Below are 15,574 nucleotides of genomic sequence, written 5' to 3' on the forward strand. Positions count from 1 at the left end.
ACTTTTCATAAGGCACAAGGTGTTCCCTATGGCACACCGTATCTTGGTTTAAAATTTAAATACCAGGGCTTTAGGCCTTCGTTTTTTTATAATTATTAACCAATTAAAATTAAAATATGTCTTTACTAACAATTATTTTAAACATTCTATTACCTCCATTAGCGGTATTTATGAAACATGGACTTGGAGTTACCTTTTTAATAAGTTTACTTTTAACCGCTCTTGGTTGGGTACCTGGAGTTATACATGCTTTTTTGGTTAACGGAACGAAATAATAGATGTTATACAATCAAAAAAAAGACCGGCAATTGCCGGTCTTTTTTTATTATAATTTATAAACTTATTTAATTCTCTTCCTCTTCTCTTTTCTCAACCACCTTCTGCCATTTCCAGGCGCTTTGTAGAGCATCATCTAAAGATCTGTTCGCTTTCCATCCTAGTTCTTCATTCGCCTTCGTGGTATCGGCATAGGCAGCTGTTATATCCCCTTCTCTTCTGTCTACTATTTTATAGGGTAAGTTTTGCTCAGATACTTTTTCAAAAGACCTGATCACTTCAAGAACAGAATTTCCTTTACCTGTCCCTAAATTGAAAACTTCATAATTATTTTTCTCCTTTCCATTGATCAGCCTTGATAAAGCAGTCACATGAGCTTCAGCAAGGTCCATCACGTGAATATAATCTCTTATTGCAGTACCATCATTTGTAGGATAATCATTACCAAAAACCGATAATTCCTCGCGTTTACCTATCGCTGTTTGAGTAATATATGGTATTAGGTTTTGAGGAGTTCCTATTGGCAATTCACCAATTTCGGCTGTAGGATGTGCCCCAATCGGATTAAAATATCTCAGTGCAATTGCTTTGAAATCTACATTGATTTTGCAGGTGTCATTAATGATCTCCTCTCCTATCTGTTTTGTGTTACCGTAAGGAGATTCAGCCTTCTTAACAGGAGCATTTTCTGTAATAGGCAATTCATCTGCCTGTCCATATACCGTACAGGATGAGCTGAAAATAAATTTTGCACTAGGTTTTTTATTCAATTCATGTAATATATAAACCAGGGTGGAGATATTATTCTCATAATAAAGCAAAGGATTTAAAACGCTTTCCCCAACAGCTTTTGAGGCTGCAAAGTGAATAACATCTTCTATGTCCTCATATTTTTCAAAAAAGTCCTTAACTGCTGTTTTATCTCGTAGATCTATATTTTCAAATTCCGGAGTATTACCGGTAATCTGAGTGATCCCTCCCAATACATCTAGAGAAGAATTAGAAAGGTTATCTATAATTACTACCTCGAATCCTTCCTGCTGAAGGGCGACTACCGTATGCGACCCAATAAATCCCAGGCCTCCGGTAACCAATACTCTTTTAGAACTCATAATTTTATTTTACGCCCGCAAATTAATAAAAATGAAATGAGGAATACCCCTCAAGAATATTAAAAACCTCCTAAAGGTTAAGTCAGCTTGTCAATGTCATGTCTAAGTAAACAATTATATTTGCAAAAGTTTAATATTTTATTATGTCCCTTAAAAATCAAGTGAAGCTATTTAAATGGATAAGCATTCTTGAAGGAATATCATTTCTTTTGCTTTTATTCATTGCGATGCCTTTAAAATATATTTTTGAAATGCCTGAGATGGTTAAACAGGTAGGCATGGCTCATGGTGTGCTTTTTATAGCTTATGTCCTGGGCGGAATATTGCTGATAAGGCCAATGAACTGGAGTCTGAGCCAGATAGGGATCATTCTTGGCTGCTCTGTGCTTCCTTTTGGTCCTTTTTATGTTGAAAAGAAATATCTTTAATACATGAATATTCAAGAAGGACTTGTTGACCTGATCTGCTTTTTTGAAGAGTTTTTCGTAGCACATGGAATGAACGCTACCTTTGCTCAATATCTAAATCTCCTAATTAATCTTGTGGTATTGACTCTGATCATCTTCGGAATCAATTATATGATCAAACATTTTATTATTGAAACCTTTAAACTCTTCACTAATAAAACAAAAACAACCTTCGATGATTTTCTTATCAAAAGTAATTTCCCTAGATATATAGGTAGGTTTTTGCCATTATTCGTGATCTACGAGCTCTTTCCTTTGATCTTTTCAGAATTTCCAGATGTTCTCAAAATATTTTATAGACTGGTAGACATATACATAATTATTCTTATCGTCTGGATTTGTAGAAGTATGCTGCGGTCTACAAGGAATTATCTCAATACTCGAACAGAATTTAACGATAAGCCTTTAGAAAGTTTCAGCCAGATCATCATGATCTTTATCTGGATCATAGGTTTCATGTTTATATTCTCTGAACTTACAGATAGATCTGTTATAGGATTTATATATACCCTTGGAGCAGCTTCTGCAGTGATCTTATTGATCTTTAAAGATACCATCCTGGGGCTGGTAGCATCTATCCAGGTTTCAGTAAATGATATTGTTAGAATAGGCGACTGGATTACTTTTGAAACTTATGGAGCAGATGGTACGGTTACCGAGATCAACCTGGCCACTGTAAGAGTGCAAAACTGGGACAACACTTATACTACTATCCCAACTTACAGCTTGATCTCAGATTCATTCCAGAACTGGAGAGGAATGCAGGAATCTCCCGGTAGAAGGATCAAAAGATCTGTTTTTATTAAGCAGAATTCGGTCAAGTTTCTTAGTCATGATGATATTGAGAAATTAAAAAAAATACATTTAATAGCTCCATATTTAGAAAATCGCCAGTCTGAAATTGATAAATTCAACGAAAGCAACAATATTGATAAGAGCTTATTGATAAATGGCCGAAATCAGACCAACTTAGGTATTTTTCGGAAATATGCCGATTCCTACCTACAGGAGCACTCGGCAGTACATAAGGAGATGTACTTAATGGTAAGACATCTTGCGCCTACTCCTAATGGAATTCCGCTGGAAATACTTTGTTTCAGTAGAGATAAACGCTGGGAAAATTATGAGTATATTTCGGCTGATATTTTTGACCATCTAATAGCGGCTATCCCCTATTTTGATCTTAAACTATTTGAAGCACCATCAGGTGATGATATTCGTAGTTTTCTGGGAGAGAAGTCAGAATCCTAACCAAATTAAACTATGAAATTAAAACCATTTCTACAGGGCTTCGGTATCCTGGCAATTGTAATCACTCTTATACCATTAATAGCCGCAGATTACTGGTGGATAAGAATGTTTGATTATCCGCATATTCAGTTGACCTTACTAACTTTAACTGCAATTGCAGCCTATTTCTTCAGGTTTGAAATAAAATCGTGGAGAGACTATACTTTTATGGCGGTACTCTTAGCCTGTTTTATTTATCAATTCGCGAAAATATACCCTTATACTCCTTTTGCTCCATACGATGTAGCTAAACCTACAGAAAATGTGAATAAGGAAACAGGTTTCATGCTTTTAACTTCGAATGTTTTACAGAAGAATAAGGAAACAGGTTTATTGATTGAAGAGATTAAAAAACTAAATCCAGATGTCGCAGTATTTACAGAAACCGATGTAAAATGGAATGATGCGATAAAATCTGGTTTGGGTTCAGATTACCCGTATAAGGTTGAAGTTCCATTAGATAACACTTACGGAATGATCCTTTACTCTAAGCTGAAATTGATCAAACCTCAGGTGAAATATATAGTTGATGACAGCATTCCTTCTATACATTCTGAAATTGAACTTAGGTCTGGAGATAAGATCCAATTACATGCTATTCATCCTACACCTCCAATGCCTCAGCATAATCCTTCCTCTTCAGACAGAGATGCAGAGATGATGAAAATCGCACTGGAATCTATGGACTCCGAGCTCCCGGTAGTAGTAATTGGAGATTTTAATGATGTTGCCTGGTCTAATACGGTAAGCATGATGCAATCTATTGGAGAACTTCTGGACGTAAGAAAAGGTAGAAGCTTTTACAACACCTTTAATGCGAAAAGCCTTATAATGAGGTGGTCTTTAGATCATATATTCGTTTCAGAAGAATTCAGGGTTGAAAATATAGACGTTGGCAATGATATAAAATCTGACCACTTTCCTTTTTATGCTCAACTATACCTTCAGCCAGAACTTGCCGAGGAACAAAAACCTGAACCTGCAAGTGAAGATGATATAAAAGATGCAAAAAAGCAGATCAAGGAAGAAGAACAGGAGAATACTGAGAAAGGCCAGAATGGCTCTAGTAATCAATAAATCCTAACATTTCCTTGTGACACTCTCACTTCTCTAATTTATATTTTTAGAGAAAAATTTAGAATGCAGGATTCAAAATTAGATGGAAATGAAACTCTAGCAGACTCATTTCAGGAATTCTATATAAATTTTATCGATCAACTTCCCGGCATAGGTCTAGGTTTACTTATCATAATTCTTGGAGTTCTAATTGGCATCTGGATGGGAAAATTTTTCACCAGAAGAATATCTGCGAGAACTTCAGATCCATTGATGAGTCGATTCCTGGGTAAGGCGATTAGATTTCTGGTTATCATAACCGCGATCATGCTAGCTCTTAAAGCTGCGGGTCTTGGAGGAGTTGCCACCGGAATTCTAACCGCGGCAGGTGCAAGTGCTGTTGTACTGGGTTTTGCCTTTAAAGATATTGGAGAGAATTTCATAGCCGGGATCATACTTGCCTTTAACAGGCCCTTCGATGTAAATGATACTGTAGAGATTGGTGAAAACTTCGGAAAAGTAAAAGCTCTTGAATTTCGATATACCAAATTAAAAACCTTCGATGGTAAAGATGTCTATATCCCGAACAGTGATGTACTCACAGAACCGGTAACGAATTACACCGAAGATGGCTTTTACAGGTGGAGTTTTATTATAGGTATTGCCTATGAAGATAATATAGATGGCGCCAAGAAAACAGTAATGGAAGCTTTAAGAAAAGACCCGATGGTTATTGAGGATGAGGATCATCAAAATTTTGTGATCGAAGATGAACTCGCTACAAGCACGGTGAATTTAAAAGTCTTTTTCTGGGTTGACACTAAAGATTTCCGGATGCAGGCTATGATTACAAAAGGTAACGTGGTAAGAGTTGTAAAAGAAGCTCTAGAAGATAATGGATATTATATGCCGGCAGACATACAGGAGATCAAATTATATGGAGGAGAAAAAGAATTTCCAGTAAGACTTGCTCCTAATACTGACACCTCTCCAAAAAATAATTAGAAATTATTTTAGCCTGTCCTTAACGAACTCGATTTCGGTCTTACCATGAGGTTTTGACTTTCCATTCTCATCCAGCGCAACCATTACGATCTTATCTATACTAATAATAGTTTCCCTGGTCATTTTATTTCGCACCTCGCATTTAAGCGTTAGTGAGGCTGTACCGAATTTCTCGACCTGAATACCAATTTCAACAATATCACCTTGATGAGCAGAGCTTTTAAAGTCTATCTCACTCATATATTTAGTTACCGTCTTCGGGTTTTCTAACTGAACGATACTATATAACGCACATTCTTCGTCTATCCATTCTAATAATCTACCTCCAAAGAGAGTTCCGTTTGGGTTTAGATCCTGAGGCTTTATCCATTTTCTAGTGTGAAATCTCATGTTTTTTATTTCGAATTTAAACAGAAATTCCCTGTAATTAAAAGCGCTTTCATAGATTTATTAAATTCTCAAAGAGAATAAATGAATTTGATCTAGTCGGAAATTTAAATAGTTTAAAATAAGATTATAAGAATTGCTGAGCTACGTTTATGATCTCGTCATGATCAAATGCAAGTTCCATATCCATGATTTTCTCCACGTCTATCCATTTGGCATCCTTCGCATCATCTGATGGGTCTAGCTCTTCTTCACAAAAGATCCTACTTAGAAAGGCAATCGAGATCGTATGACCTCTTGGATCTCTTCCTGGTTTCCCAAAGGCCTGGATCTGTTCCATTGTTTGCACTACTACCCCCGTCTCTTCTACGAGCTCTCGCTTTGCCGCGGTTTCCAGGTCTTCTCCTTCATTTACAAAACCCCCAGGTAGCGCCCACATATCCATGAAGGGCTCTTTCTTGCGCTGGATTAGTAGAACTTTGAACTTATTATCCAGTTTGCAGAATACTACACTATCTACCGTAACAGCTATCTTATTTCCCATATTTTTTAATTTTTAAAATATTCTAATTTCAATTTTTATTCATTTATTAATCGGACCGATGAAATAGATCACCTTATTTAAAGTATACAGTTTTCTTATTTACGAATTCTCGTATACCATCTGCTGAAAGTTCTCTCCCGTATCCTGATATTTTAGTACCACCAAACGGCAATCTTGGATCACTTTTAACCAGTTCATTTACGAATACGGCTCCATCTTCAAACTCAGGCACTATCTTTTCTGCGAAATCCATATTCTCAGTGAAAATAGATACTCCCAGGCCAAATTCTGATAGATTTACCAGCTCTATAGCTTCCTGATCTGTTTTAAAAGTAGTCACCCCTATGGCGGGTCCAAAGGTCTCTTCCCTGAACATACTCATTTCTGAAGTGACTCCAGTAAGCACAGTAGGTTCCAGGTAAGCTTTATCTCTCTTACCACCAAGAACGATCTTAGCGCCGGCCTTAACAGAATCCTGAATTTGTTTCTCCAGATCTTCAGCCAGATCTACTCTGGCCAGAGTTCCGATAAAGGTATCTTCGTCTAAAGGATCGCCGCTTTTTAATTCTCTTACTTTCTTTACAAATCCTTCTACAAATTCATCGACTATATTTTCATGAAGAATTAATCTTTTCCCGGCTATACAACTCTGTCCTGTATTCTGAAACCTAGCCATCACGCAGGTCTCAATACTTTCTTCGATATTCGCATCTTTAAAAACCACTAAAGCATTACTACCTCCTAATTCCAGCACCGACTTCTTAATTTCACTTCCTGCTGTAGAAGCTACTGCAGCACCTGCAGGTTTACTCCCCGTTAGTGTAACCGCTTTAATGCGCTTATCTTTTATGATATCTTCTATTTTACTACTTCCTAATACTAAATTTTGAAAACAGTCATCAGGAAATCCAGCGCGTTCAAAAACCTTCTGAATATTATTAGCAGATCGCATCACATTACTGGCATGTTTTAAAACTCCAATATTTCCCGCCATCAAAGCTGGAGCGGCAAATCTAAAGACTTGCCAGAATGGATAATTCCACGGCATTACTGCTAATACTACCCCGATAGGTTCGTAGGAAACGTAGCTTTTAGAAGCATCAGTTTTAATCTTTTTGGGAGCTAAATGATTTTCAGCATTTTCAGCATAATATTCACAAACCCAGGCGCACTTTTCAATTTCGGCAATGGCCTGGGTAATTGGTTTCCCCATTTCCAGACTAATATCTCTGGCGTATTCCTCTTTATTCTTTTTTAATTCCTGCGCAGCCTTATTCATAAGTTCAGCGCGCTCCTTAAAACTGGTTTTTCTCCATTTTTTAAACCTATTACTGGCCTTATCTAGTGCCTTATCTATTTCTGATTTGGTAAGTTCTTTAAACTTTTCAATCAACTCACCGGTATAAGGATTCTTAGATTCAATCATATATAATTTATCTTTAGCTTTTATTTTAAATATAATAAGATGAAAAGGAGATTAGAGACCGATTAAGACAGATTTAACTCGTTTTTGTTTATAACCGGTTTACAAGTCTAATTAAGGCACAGTAAATGCAGTTTAAATATTAATTATATTTAAGAAACAATACTTGCCATGAATCCACGAGACATTAACCTATTGGACCTCAGGCCTGAGATCCCTTCAGCAAGAATTACCGAAAACATGAGTCCAGACGAAAGATTTCAAAATGAAACTCTTCGTCCTATCGCGAAACTTCAGGATTCCCTCCTATTAGCAGCTTTTAGAAATTACATTACCAAGCACAAAAACAAATTCTACGAGCTTAAACTGGAGAAGAGACTGGAGTATATTGAAAATGCGATTCAAAGGGACATCAAGTTCAGAAACAGCTTAAAAGGAATGATCATAGGCCAGTTCACTCTTGATGAGTACGATAAGTATATCCAAAACTCTTCATCACTTAACAAAAGGATGATGAATATTGTAAAAGAAAGAATTCAAAGCAATATTCAACTTTTAGAATATGACATAGCGTACTAAAAAGCCAATTAGAATTGTAATGGTAAAGCTCATAAGAGTACCTATGAGCACATATTCGGTTTGCTTTCTGGCACCAGTTTCAGATTTATCACTAAAGCGCAGTATAGATTTTGCTGCGATAAGAAAACCTATTGCAGAAAAGTTAGTTGTTAGAATAAAGGTTAAAACCAGTATTCTTTCAAATATTCCAATATATCTACCTGCAGCATCCAGGCTATTTTTTTTCAGATCATCCTCTACTTCATTTTGCCATCTTTTAGTAGCTTTTCCAATAAGGAATCCTGTCGGAAAAATCACAAGGAGGTACCCAATGATAATCGCTAATGTAATTTCTGAAGTAATTAATTCTGAAAAGAACGGTAGGACCTCAGAAAAATTTGCAGTTAAGTATAACCAGGCGATGAGGATTACTAATAAATGTAAAGCCTGGTCTGAAACAAACATTTTCAGGTTATCTTTTTTATACTGAAGTTTCCAAAGATCTATGAAGAAATGAGTGACCCCTATGAAGACTGCTATATACCACCATTCAAGTCGCAATAAGAATACAAAAGTTAGAAAACCTGCAATAAATGCATGTACATATAAATATGTAGATCTAACCTTATTCTCTCGTTTATGATTCACCCATTTAGTAGGCTGTATCACAAAATCTGTAATTATATGTGCTAATAATAACTGAAGTAGAATAAGGAGGCTATTTTCCATTGGAGAAATGTTCAGAGATGACTTTTTGATAACGTAACAATAAAACTTCGATTGCATCCCATCCTGCTGCTTTTTTTCTTTGATTTACTGCAGACTGACTTATATCCAACTCATTTGCTATATCGGTTTCCTTATAACCTTTTAATAGATAATATATAACTTCAGCTGAAGCTGTACTCCATTTATCTGAAAGAGTATCGAATAAGAAGAAAGAGGTATTGAATTCTTCATCAATATTATCGATAGATGTCTTTAATTTTAATTTACGGCCCTCTTTTTTCATCTCATCTAGCGTCCTGCCTGAAAACTGAAACGCTTCCCCGTTAGATTCTAAAATCGATTCTCTTTTAAAATCATATGTTCCAATTCCAATAGACATCCTAAGGTCTGCTACTCGTTTAAAAGCTCTGTTTGTATCGCTTTCATTCAAATGCAACCTGTTTATTGCCGTCTTAAACTGAAGAGCTAATAATAGCGCTCCAGAAGGATCATGTACCACTCCTTGAAAACTATCTCCTCTGAAGATCTTGAACCCAGCATCTAATTTTGATCTTTTCTGAAAAATTTCGAACTCCCGGTTTAAGGTACTGAGAACCTTCTCAAGCAAAGCCTTTGGGTAGCCAGAGGATGAAAGTAAATCTGCTGATAATACTGCAATCATATTCAAATATATAAAAAATAAGCTTAAAAGCTTATAAAATCATAAAATAAGGTTATAAACTTATACAAATAGATTATAAGGTTAGAGGCTAGAACTGGATTTTGATATTAAATATTTCCTAAATCTTCGATCAGGAATTAAAGCTTACCTAATTTTAGGTTTATTAAAAAATAAAATATCATGGTAGCTAATAAAGAAGAATTATTCTATAAGTGTCTTGATACGGTAAACCGCCAGATCGAGAAATATCAGAAAGAGATGGATCAGATCAGAGAATCCATGGAAAATAATGATGCGCATACAGATTATGACGAGGATGACACTAAGGGTCAGTTATTAGGAGATTTTGAGAAATATGCAGAATACCTAGATAATTCCCGTAAGATGAAGGAAAAACTAAGTCGAATAGATAAAAAGCATTATACAGAGCAAATAGACTTTGGTAGTATCGTAGAAACCTCTGAAAGTTATTATTTTATCTCGGCCGCATTGGGGAAAATAGTTCTTGAAGAAGGGAGCAGTGTTTACGCAATTTCAACAGAGGCTCCTATATACCAGGAAATGAAAGGCAAGAAAGCTGGCGATAGCTTTAGTTTTAATGGCACAGATCATAAAATCCTGAATGTTCATTAGTCATTCAGGATACTCTATACGCAGATGGTAAATATTCTTAAGTTTTCGCTTAAGAATTTTTTTCACCATCTGTATTTCCTTGAATGTAATATTAGAATTTAAAAACTGCCCCTCCTCCATTTGTTTATTAATGATCTTCTCAACGAAATTATCTATCAATACAGATGTTGGTTCCTTTAAACTTTTACTGGCCGCTTCAACACTATCACACATCATTAGAATAGCGGTTTCCTTGCTAAAAGGAATTGGCCCTGGATATCTAAAATCTTCTGGTGAAGTATTCTCATTTGCCTCTTTCTCTTTCTTAAAGAAATAATACACTGTACTGGTCCCGTGATGAGTCCTAATGAAATCTATCACCCTATCTGGAAGATTGTTCTTTTTAGCGATCTCTATACCTTTGATCACATGCTCGATAATAATTTGTGCACTTTCTCTGGGTGATAATTCATCATGGGAATTAACTGAGGTCGTTTGATTTTCGGTAAAATAAGTAGGGTTATGCATTTTACCAATATCATGATATAGAGCTCCCACCCTGGCTAACATGGCATTTGCATTAATTTCATTTGCAGCTGCTTCAGCCAGGTTGGCCACATTTAAACTATGATGAAAAGTACCCGGAGCCTTTTCCGCCAGCTCTTTTAATAATTTCGAATTAGTATCAGATAACTCTAAAAGAGACATATCACTAACCATCCCGAAGATCTTTTCATATACATAGATCAAAGGCTGTACAAACAATGTTGCCAGACCTCCAAGTAAAAAGGTTAGAAATACTTCAGGCTTCATATCATCTATATTCCCTTCCTGAATTACTGTGAAAGCGAAATAAGCAATTATATATACTAGAGTAATCTGGCCTACCGAAATAAATAAGTTTGCCCTTTTATAAAGCTCACTTACAGTTAGTATAGTAACGATCCCGGCAATGATCTGTAAAAACATATATTCGTAGCTATTAGGTACTATAAAACCTAACAACAGAACCGTAATTACGTGGGTAAACAAACCAAGCCTGGCATCGAAAAAAGCTTTTAAAGTTAGTGGAAGTATACATAATGGAACCACGTAAACATAATCGATATTGAAATTAACCACTAACGTAGTTAACATTACCATAAAGATGATATTGAAGAAAATGAAGGTGACTTTTACATTATTCTCGAAAATCGCAATCCGGTATTTACGCATGAAAAGCAATAGCATAAGTAACGCTAAAGCCACAAGACCACTGTACCCCACAATGATCCAGTTATAATTAGACTGGCTCCAAACCTGAGACTCATATTCGGCCTTTAGAGATCTTAGAATATTGTATTTATTCCCCTCTACAACTTCCCCTTTGGCAATGATCCTACTGCCCTGTTCGATAATTCCGCGGGTATAAGAGATATTATTAAGCTTACTCTGCAGTTCCTTCTGAGTAAGATCATTATTAAAAGTGACGTTGGGTTCAATAGAATTAAAGAAAACCTCAAGTAATTCTGTTTTGAATGAAGAAAATCCACCATTGGATATCTCATCGCTGATAAAGCTTCTTATTTCACCCTGCTTTAGAATACGTCTGTATGCAATTTCAGAAGCTTCATTTCCTTTTAAAAGATAGACTGATTGATCTGATCCTAACCGCTCACTTTCCTGCAGCAATCCAAATTCATAAACCCTGTCTACTGTTTCACCTACAAAATCATCTATGATAGTTTCATAAACATTAAGTGTGGTATCTGGAAAGACATTCTGAACTTCCTGCAAAGCATCCTCCTTAATATTTTCAGGTTTTTCAGTATTAAAATTATAATAAGGGATATGAGATCTCGTTATATCCTGGCGTTCGGCGGCAATCTCCTCATCGGTTTTGAGAATAGCAAAATCAAAAGGAGCATATAAGTTTTCATATTGCCATGGCTTTCCTTTGGGGATATCGTATTTGAATTTACCACCTTTTGGAAGAAGGTAAACGATTAATACAGAGGTAAGCACAAACAGGAAAACTTTATAAAAAAGCGCCTGATTTTTGTACAGCTTATTAATGAAATCGCTCATATATATTCAGGTAATGCTCAAATGTAGTAAAAATAGGTCTGAATAAGCTTAGGTTATTTAATTCCTTATAAAATCACTAACTTCGCAACACTTGAATTAATTAAAATTAAAACATGAATAAAGAAGTAGTTATAGTAAGCGCTGCGAGAACTCCAATAGGAAGTTTTCTTGGTAGTTTATCCAGCATTCCCGCAACAAAATTAGGTTCCATAGCTATAAAAGGCGCCCTGGAAAAGATCAATCTTAAATCAGAATTGGTACAGGAAGTTTTGATGGGTAATGTAGTTCAGGCTGGCGTAGGACAGGCTCCGGCGAGACAAGCTTCTCTAGGTGCCGGGATACCAGATTCTGTTCCGTGTACTACAGTAAATAAAGTATGTGCCAGCGGAATGAAAGCTGTAATGCAGGGCGCTCAATCTATTATGCTAGGAGATACAGATATAGTGGTTGCAGGTGGAATGGAAAACATGAGCCTTATCCCACATTATGTGCATATGAGAAACGGGAAAAAATTTGGTCCTGCAACCCTGGAAGACGGGATGCAAAAAGATGGTCTTGTAGATGCTTATGACCATAATGCTATGGGAGTTTGTGCAGACCTTTGCGCAACTGAACATGGTTTCTCAAGAGAAGATCAGGATAAATTTGCTGTACAGTCTTATGAAAGATCTGCACAGGCGTGGAAAGATGGTAAGTTCGATAATGAGGTGGTCCCTGTGGAAGTTCCGCAAAGAAAAGGAGATCCCTTAGTAGTTAAAGAAGATGAAGAATTCAAGAATGTTCGGATGGACAGGATATCTTCACTTAGACCCGCTTTCTCAAAAGAAGGAACTGTAACCGCTGCGAATGCATCCACTATTAATGATGGTGCCGGTGCCGTAGTTTTAATGAGTAAAGAAAAAGCAGATGAATTAGGTTTAAAACCATTAGCAACCATAAAAAGTTTTGCTGATGCTGCGACAGAACCAAAGTGGTTTACTACTGCCCCATCTAAAGCACTACCAAAGGCGATAGACAAGGCAGGAATAAAAATGGATGAAGTAGATTTCTTTGAATTCAATGAAGCTTTCTCTGTGGTTGGTCTTGCCAATATGAAGATTTTAGGATTAAATGATAAAAATACAAATGTAAATGGTGGAGCCGTTTCTTTAGGACATCCTCTGGGATGTAGTGGTGTTAGAATTCTAATTACATTACTTAGTGTACTAGAACAAAACAACGCTAAGATTGGAGCTGCAGCTATCTGTAATGGTGGCGGTGGTGCTTCAGCAATGGTAATTGAACGTAATTCCTAAAATTGAACAAGATTAATTAATGCAATACGGTATTTGCCATTTAAGTATTGTACCGCTTAGGGCTTCTGCATCTCATGAAAGCGAAATGGTATCCCAGTTATTATATGGGGAGCATTTCAAGATCCTTGAAGAAAGGGTTCATTGGAGCAAAATAAGAAATTCATTTGATGGATTTGAAGCCTGGATAGATAGAAAGCAGTACATGAAAATTGAAGAAGCTGATTATTATTCTCTGGAAGAGAATGATCTTCAGCTTTCATCTGATCTCATTGAATATATTACAGATGAAAGCGGTTTACTTATGCCGGTTGCTCTAGGATCTGTTTTGAATTTTGCTGATAATTTAGGTCATTCCTATGAAGGTGAAAGAACAAAACTTTCAATTTCGAAAAAAGAAAATCTTATCAACACTGCACTTCTCTATTTGAATTCTCCTCATTTATGGGGAGGAAAAAGTCCATTTGGTATAGACTGTAGTGGTTTCACACAAACAGTATACAAGTTAAATGGATTCAAAATTAAGAGGAATGCTGCAGAACAAGCGAAACAAGGTGAAGCTCTAAGTTTTATTGAAGAAAGTGAACCTGGTGATCTGGCTTTTTTTGATGATAATGACGGTGTTATTAACCATGTAGGCTTAATGATGAAGGATAATTATATTATCCACGTTGAGGGTAAAGTTCGGGTTGACCGTATAGATCATTCAGGAATATTTAATGCTGAATTAAGGAGACATACTCACAAACTTAGAGTCATTAAAAAGATAATTTAGGTAATACCTTAAAAATAACGCATAAAAAAACCCACTGAAATTCAGTGGGTTTTTTTTATATGAAGAACTAACTTCTTACATCTTAGCTTTTAACTCAGCAACCTTTTCTTCATTACCAAGGTTTGAATAAAGATTCATTGCAGTTTGAATAATGTCTTTATTTTCTGGATCTACTTCCATCGCTTTTTCAAGATCTGGTAGCACTTCCTTATAAAGTTCTTTTCTCTGAGCATCTAATTCATCATAACGTTCGCTATCTTTTTTACTCATTCCAAGACCATTCATTTCATCAATGATCACTTTTTCCGCAGCTAATTTAGCCGCGATCTTATTAACTCTGGCTTCATTGAATTCAGAATCGATCTCTAAAGCTTTGTTGTAAAATTCAATTGCTTTTTCGTTGTCCTCAATTTCAGCATACATCAATCCAATATTATTGAATGTAGCAGGATCTGAAGGATCTTTATCAGCAACTTCTTCTAGAATTTCTCTGGCTTTATCCTTTTCACCCATCTGGTAGTACATATTCGCTTCAGCTTGAAGTAATCCAATATCATCTGGATTAGTAGCTTTTGCTTTATCCATAGCAGCGATAGCTTTATCATACTGTTGCTGACTGATATAGATTCTTGCAATCAATTGCGCGATATCTCCTTTTTTAGATGGTATTTCCTCCACCTCAGGTTCCTTATACTGATCTGTTTTGATCATTAGATCCAACTCTTGTTTAGATCCAAGATTTTCTCTTTCACCAGTTTCAACATTTACTGCTGTATATGCTTTACCAGATCCATCATAATCTAATTCATTAAGTATTTCCAGGTATTCAACAGCTTTATCATAATCTTTCGCCTGTACCATATTGTTGGCAGCGTAATAAAGGTAAATAGTATCTGTTTTACTTAGCTCATAGCTAGTGTACAACTTATCTGCTGCAGAAGCAAAATCTTCTTTGTTCTGATCTGAGATCGCACTCTGGATAAGGTTATTCTTCAAAGCACTTAGGGCTTCATTAGCTTCATCACTTCCCATTTCAGAAGCTTTTAAGAATGCATTAGCCGCAGTTTTTAAATCTTCACTAGAGGCACTAGTACCATCGCCCATATATGCTTTACCTTTATATAGGTAAAAATTCTCCTGCCATTTATCGTTTAGTTCACTTAGATTAGGCTCCGCAACTTTCAACTGAGCTTTCGCTTCAGCATAATTTCCGTCTTCAAGAGCATCTTCAGCATCTTTTACCTGATCTTTTTGTGCGACTGCTGTCATGGTTAGAAATGACACTGCCGCCGCTGTCAAAATATTAGTTTTCATTGTTGT

17 protein-coding genes are annotated in these 15,574 nt (G+C 36.1%); 9 read left to right on the forward strand and 8 right to left on the reverse strand.

Features of this window, described 5'->3' with window-relative positions; all coding sequences use genetic code 11:
• Positions 1-116 precede the first annotated feature (116 nt).
• Entirely contained in the window at positions 117-275 is a 159-nt protein-coding gene (locus G530_RS0110150) for a YqaE/Pmp3 family membrane protein (protein ID WP_026934429.1), read from the forward strand.
• A 69-nt stretch (positions 276-344) separates the two neighbouring features.
• Here G530_RS0110150 and galE read toward each other — a convergent pair whose 3' ends face one another.
• A complete protein-coding gene (gene galE, locus G530_RS0110155) occupies positions 345-1,388 on the reverse strand; it encodes a UDP-glucose 4-epimerase GalE (protein ID WP_026934430.1) in 1,044 nt (347 codons plus the stop codon).
• Positions 1,389-1,531: 143 nt separating this feature from the next.
• Here galE and G530_RS0110160 point away from each other — a divergent pair, with 143 nt between their 5' ends.
• The 4 genes from G530_RS0110160 (at position 1,532) to G530_RS0110175 (ending at position 5,206) form a co-directional block, all read left to right on the forward strand.
• Positions 1,532-1,816 carry a DUF3817 domain-containing protein gene (locus G530_RS0110160; RefSeq protein ID WP_026934431.1) on the forward strand — a complete coding sequence of 95 codons (285 nt, stop codon included), beginning with the start codon at positions 1,532-1,534 and terminating at the stop codon, positions 1,814-1,816.
• 3 nt (positions 1,817-1,819) lie between these two features.
• Complete coding sequence (locus G530_RS0110165) at positions 1,820-3,106, forward strand: mechanosensitive ion channel family protein (RefSeq protein ID WP_026934432.1); 1,287 nt, start codon at positions 1,820-1,822, stop codon at positions 3,104-3,106.
• Positions 3,107-3,118: 12 nt separating this feature from the next.
• Positions 3,119-4,222, forward strand: coding sequence for an endonuclease/exonuclease/phosphatase family protein (locus G530_RS0110170; protein ID WP_026934433.1), 1,104 nt, complete (start codon positions 3,119-3,121; stop codon positions 4,220-4,222).
• Positions 4,223-4,285: 63 nt separating this feature from the next.
• Positions 4,286-5,206, forward strand: coding sequence for a mechanosensitive ion channel family protein (locus tag G530_RS0110175; RefSeq protein ID WP_026934434.1), 921 nt, complete (start codon positions 4,286-4,288; stop codon positions 5,204-5,206).
• A gap of 3 nt (positions 5,207-5,209) precedes the next feature.
• Here G530_RS0110175 and G530_RS0110180 read toward each other — a convergent pair whose 3' ends face one another.
• The 3 genes from G530_RS0110180 to G530_RS0110190 form a co-directional block, all read right to left on the reverse strand.
• Positions 5,210-5,596: an acyl-CoA thioesterase gene (locus G530_RS0110180; protein WP_026934435.1), complete on the reverse strand. Its 387-nt coding sequence runs from the start codon at positions 5,594-5,596 to the stop codon at positions 5,210-5,212.
• A 124-nt stretch (positions 5,597-5,720) separates the two neighbouring features.
• Positions 5,721-6,137 (reverse strand): NUDIX domain-containing protein, encoded by a 417-nt coding sequence (locus G530_RS0110185; protein ID WP_026934436.1) that lies wholly within the window; start codon positions 6,135-6,137, stop codon positions 5,721-5,723.
• Between the two features lie 73 nt (positions 6,138-6,210).
• Positions 6,211-7,563, reverse strand: a complete 1,353-nt coding sequence (locus G530_RS0110190) for an NAD-dependent succinate-semialdehyde dehydrogenase (protein ID WP_026934437.1) — start codon at positions 7,561-7,563, stop codon at positions 6,211-6,213.
• Between the two features lie 168 nt (positions 7,564-7,731).
• Between G530_RS0110190 and G530_RS0110195 the strand changes: the two genes are divergently transcribed.
• Entirely contained in the window at positions 7,732-8,139 is a 408-nt protein-coding gene (locus G530_RS0110195; protein WP_026934438.1) for a hypothetical protein, read from the forward strand.
• Here the strand turns inward: G530_RS0110195 and G530_RS0110200 are convergent.
• Both G530_RS0110200 and G530_RS0110205 read right to left on the reverse strand, forming a co-directional pair.
• Positions 8,116-8,847, reverse strand: coding sequence for a DUF3307 domain-containing protein (locus G530_RS0110200; protein ID WP_026934439.1), 732 nt, complete (start codon positions 8,845-8,847; stop codon positions 8,116-8,118). The two genes, G530_RS0110195 and G530_RS0110200, sit on opposite strands and share 24 nt — an antisense overlap.
• Positions 8,837-9,508 carry a hypothetical protein gene (locus G530_RS0110205; protein WP_026934440.1) on the reverse strand — a complete coding sequence of 224 codons (672 nt, stop codon included), beginning with the start codon at positions 9,506-9,508 and terminating at the stop codon, positions 8,837-8,839. The genes G530_RS0110200 and G530_RS0110205 overlap by 11 nt, the downstream gene beginning before the upstream one ends.
• A gap of 180 nt (positions 9,509-9,688) precedes the next feature.
• Between G530_RS0110205 and G530_RS0110210 the strand changes: the two genes are divergently transcribed.
• On the forward strand, positions 9,689-10,141 hold the full coding sequence (locus tag G530_RS0110210) for a hypothetical protein (protein ID WP_026934441.1): 453 nt from the start codon (positions 9,689-9,691) through the stop codon (positions 10,139-10,141).
• Here G530_RS0110210 and G530_RS0110215 read toward each other — a convergent pair whose 3' ends face one another.
• Positions 10,142-12,187, reverse strand: a complete 2,046-nt coding sequence (locus G530_RS0110215; protein WP_026934442.1) for an HD family phosphohydrolase — start codon at positions 12,185-12,187, stop codon at positions 10,142-10,144. It lies immediately after the preceding gene.
• 113 nt (positions 12,188-12,300) lie between these two features.
• On the opposite strand from G530_RS0110215, the gene G530_RS0110220 reads away from it, so the two are divergent.
• Together G530_RS0110220 and G530_RS0110225 are read left to right on the forward strand one after the other, a co-directional pair.
• Positions 12,301-13,482 carry an acetyl-CoA C-acyltransferase gene (locus G530_RS0110220; protein ID WP_026934443.1) on the forward strand — a complete coding sequence of 394 codons (1,182 nt, stop codon included), beginning with the start codon at positions 12,301-12,303 and terminating at the stop codon, positions 13,480-13,482.
• 19 nt (positions 13,483-13,501) lie between these two features.
• The gene (locus G530_RS0110225) at positions 13,502-14,254 is read left to right on the forward strand and encodes a C40 family peptidase (RefSeq protein ID WP_026934444.1); all 753 of its coding nucleotides are present in this window, start codon (positions 13,502-13,504) and stop codon (positions 14,252-14,254) included.
• A 75-nt stretch (positions 14,255-14,329) separates the two neighbouring features.
• On the opposite strand, the gene G530_RS0110230 is transcribed toward G530_RS0110225, so the two are convergent.
• Positions 14,330-15,568 carry a tetratricopeptide repeat protein gene (locus tag G530_RS0110230; protein WP_026934445.1) on the reverse strand — a complete coding sequence of 413 codons (1,239 nt, stop codon included), beginning with the start codon at positions 15,566-15,568 and terminating at the stop codon, positions 14,330-14,332.
• Positions 15,569-15,574: the final 6 nt, after the last annotated feature.

The sequence above is a fragment of the Christiangramia echinicola DSM 19838 genome (assembly GCF_000423065.1).
Classification (GTDB): Bacteria; Bacteroidota; Bacteroidia; order Flavobacteriales; family Flavobacteriaceae; genus Christiangramia; species Christiangramia echinicola.

What these genes read in the sequence shown, in the direction of transcription:
- G530_RS0110230 (WP_026934445.1), bottom strand. Translation starts at nt 15,568, where the DNA reads ATGAAAACTAATATTTTGACAGCGGCGGCAGTGTCATTTCTAACCATG.
- G530_RS0110180 (WP_026934435.1), bottom strand. Translation starts at nt 5,596, where the DNA reads ATGAGATTTCACACTAGAAAATGGATAAAGCCTCAGGATCTAAACCCA.
- galE (WP_026934430.1), bottom strand. Translation starts at nt 1,388, where the DNA reads ATGAGTTCTAAAAGAGTATTGGTTACCGGAGGCCTGGGATTTATTGGG.
- G530_RS0110160 (WP_026934431.1), top strand. Translation starts at nt 1,532, where the DNA reads ATGTCCCTTAAAAATCAAGTGAAGCTATTTAAATGGATAAGCATTCTT.
- G530_RS0110165 (WP_026934432.1), top strand. Translation starts at nt 1,820, where the DNA reads ATGAATATTCAAGAAGGACTTGTTGACCTGATCTGCTTTTTTGAAGAG.
- G530_RS0110225 (WP_026934444.1), top strand. Translation starts at nt 13,502, where the DNA reads ATGCAATACGGTATTTGCCATTTAAGTATTGTACCGCTTAGGGCTTCT.
- G530_RS0110220 (WP_026934443.1), top strand. Translation starts at nt 12,301, where the DNA reads ATGAATAAAGAAGTAGTTATAGTAAGCGCTGCGAGAACTCCAATAGGA.
- G530_RS0110190 (WP_026934437.1), bottom strand. Translation starts at nt 7,563, where the DNA reads ATGATTGAATCTAAGAATCCTTATACCGGTGAGTTGATTGAAAAGTTT.
- G530_RS0110170 (WP_026934433.1), top strand. Translation starts at nt 3,119, where the DNA reads ATGAAATTAAAACCATTTCTACAGGGCTTCGGTATCCTGGCAATTGTA.
- G530_RS0110175 (WP_026934434.1), top strand. Translation starts at nt 4,286, where the DNA reads ATGCAGGATTCAAAATTAGATGGAAATGAAACTCTAGCAGACTCATTT.
- G530_RS0110205 (WP_026934440.1), bottom strand. Translation starts at nt 9,508, where the DNA reads ATGATTGCAGTATTATCAGCAGATTTACTTTCATCCTCTGGCTACCCA.
- G530_RS0110185 (WP_026934436.1), bottom strand. Translation starts at nt 6,137, where the DNA reads ATGGGAAATAAGATAGCTGTTACGGTAGATAGTGTAGTATTCTGCAAA.
- G530_RS0110210 (WP_026934441.1), top strand. Translation starts at nt 9,689, where the DNA reads ATGGTAGCTAATAAAGAAGAATTATTCTATAAGTGTCTTGATACGGTA.
- G530_RS0110150 (WP_026934429.1), top strand. Translation starts at nt 117, where the DNA reads ATGTCTTTACTAACAATTATTTTAAACATTCTATTACCTCCATTAGCG.
- G530_RS0110195 (WP_026934438.1), top strand. Translation starts at nt 7,732, where the DNA reads ATGAATCCACGAGACATTAACCTATTGGACCTCAGGCCTGAGATCCCT.
- G530_RS0110215 (WP_026934442.1), bottom strand. Translation starts at nt 12,187, where the DNA reads ATGAGCGATTTCATTAATAAGCTGTACAAAAATCAGGCGCTTTTTTAT.
- G530_RS0110200 (WP_026934439.1), bottom strand. Translation starts at nt 8,847, where the DNA reads ATGGAAAATAGCCTCCTTATTCTACTTCAGTTATTATTAGCACATATA.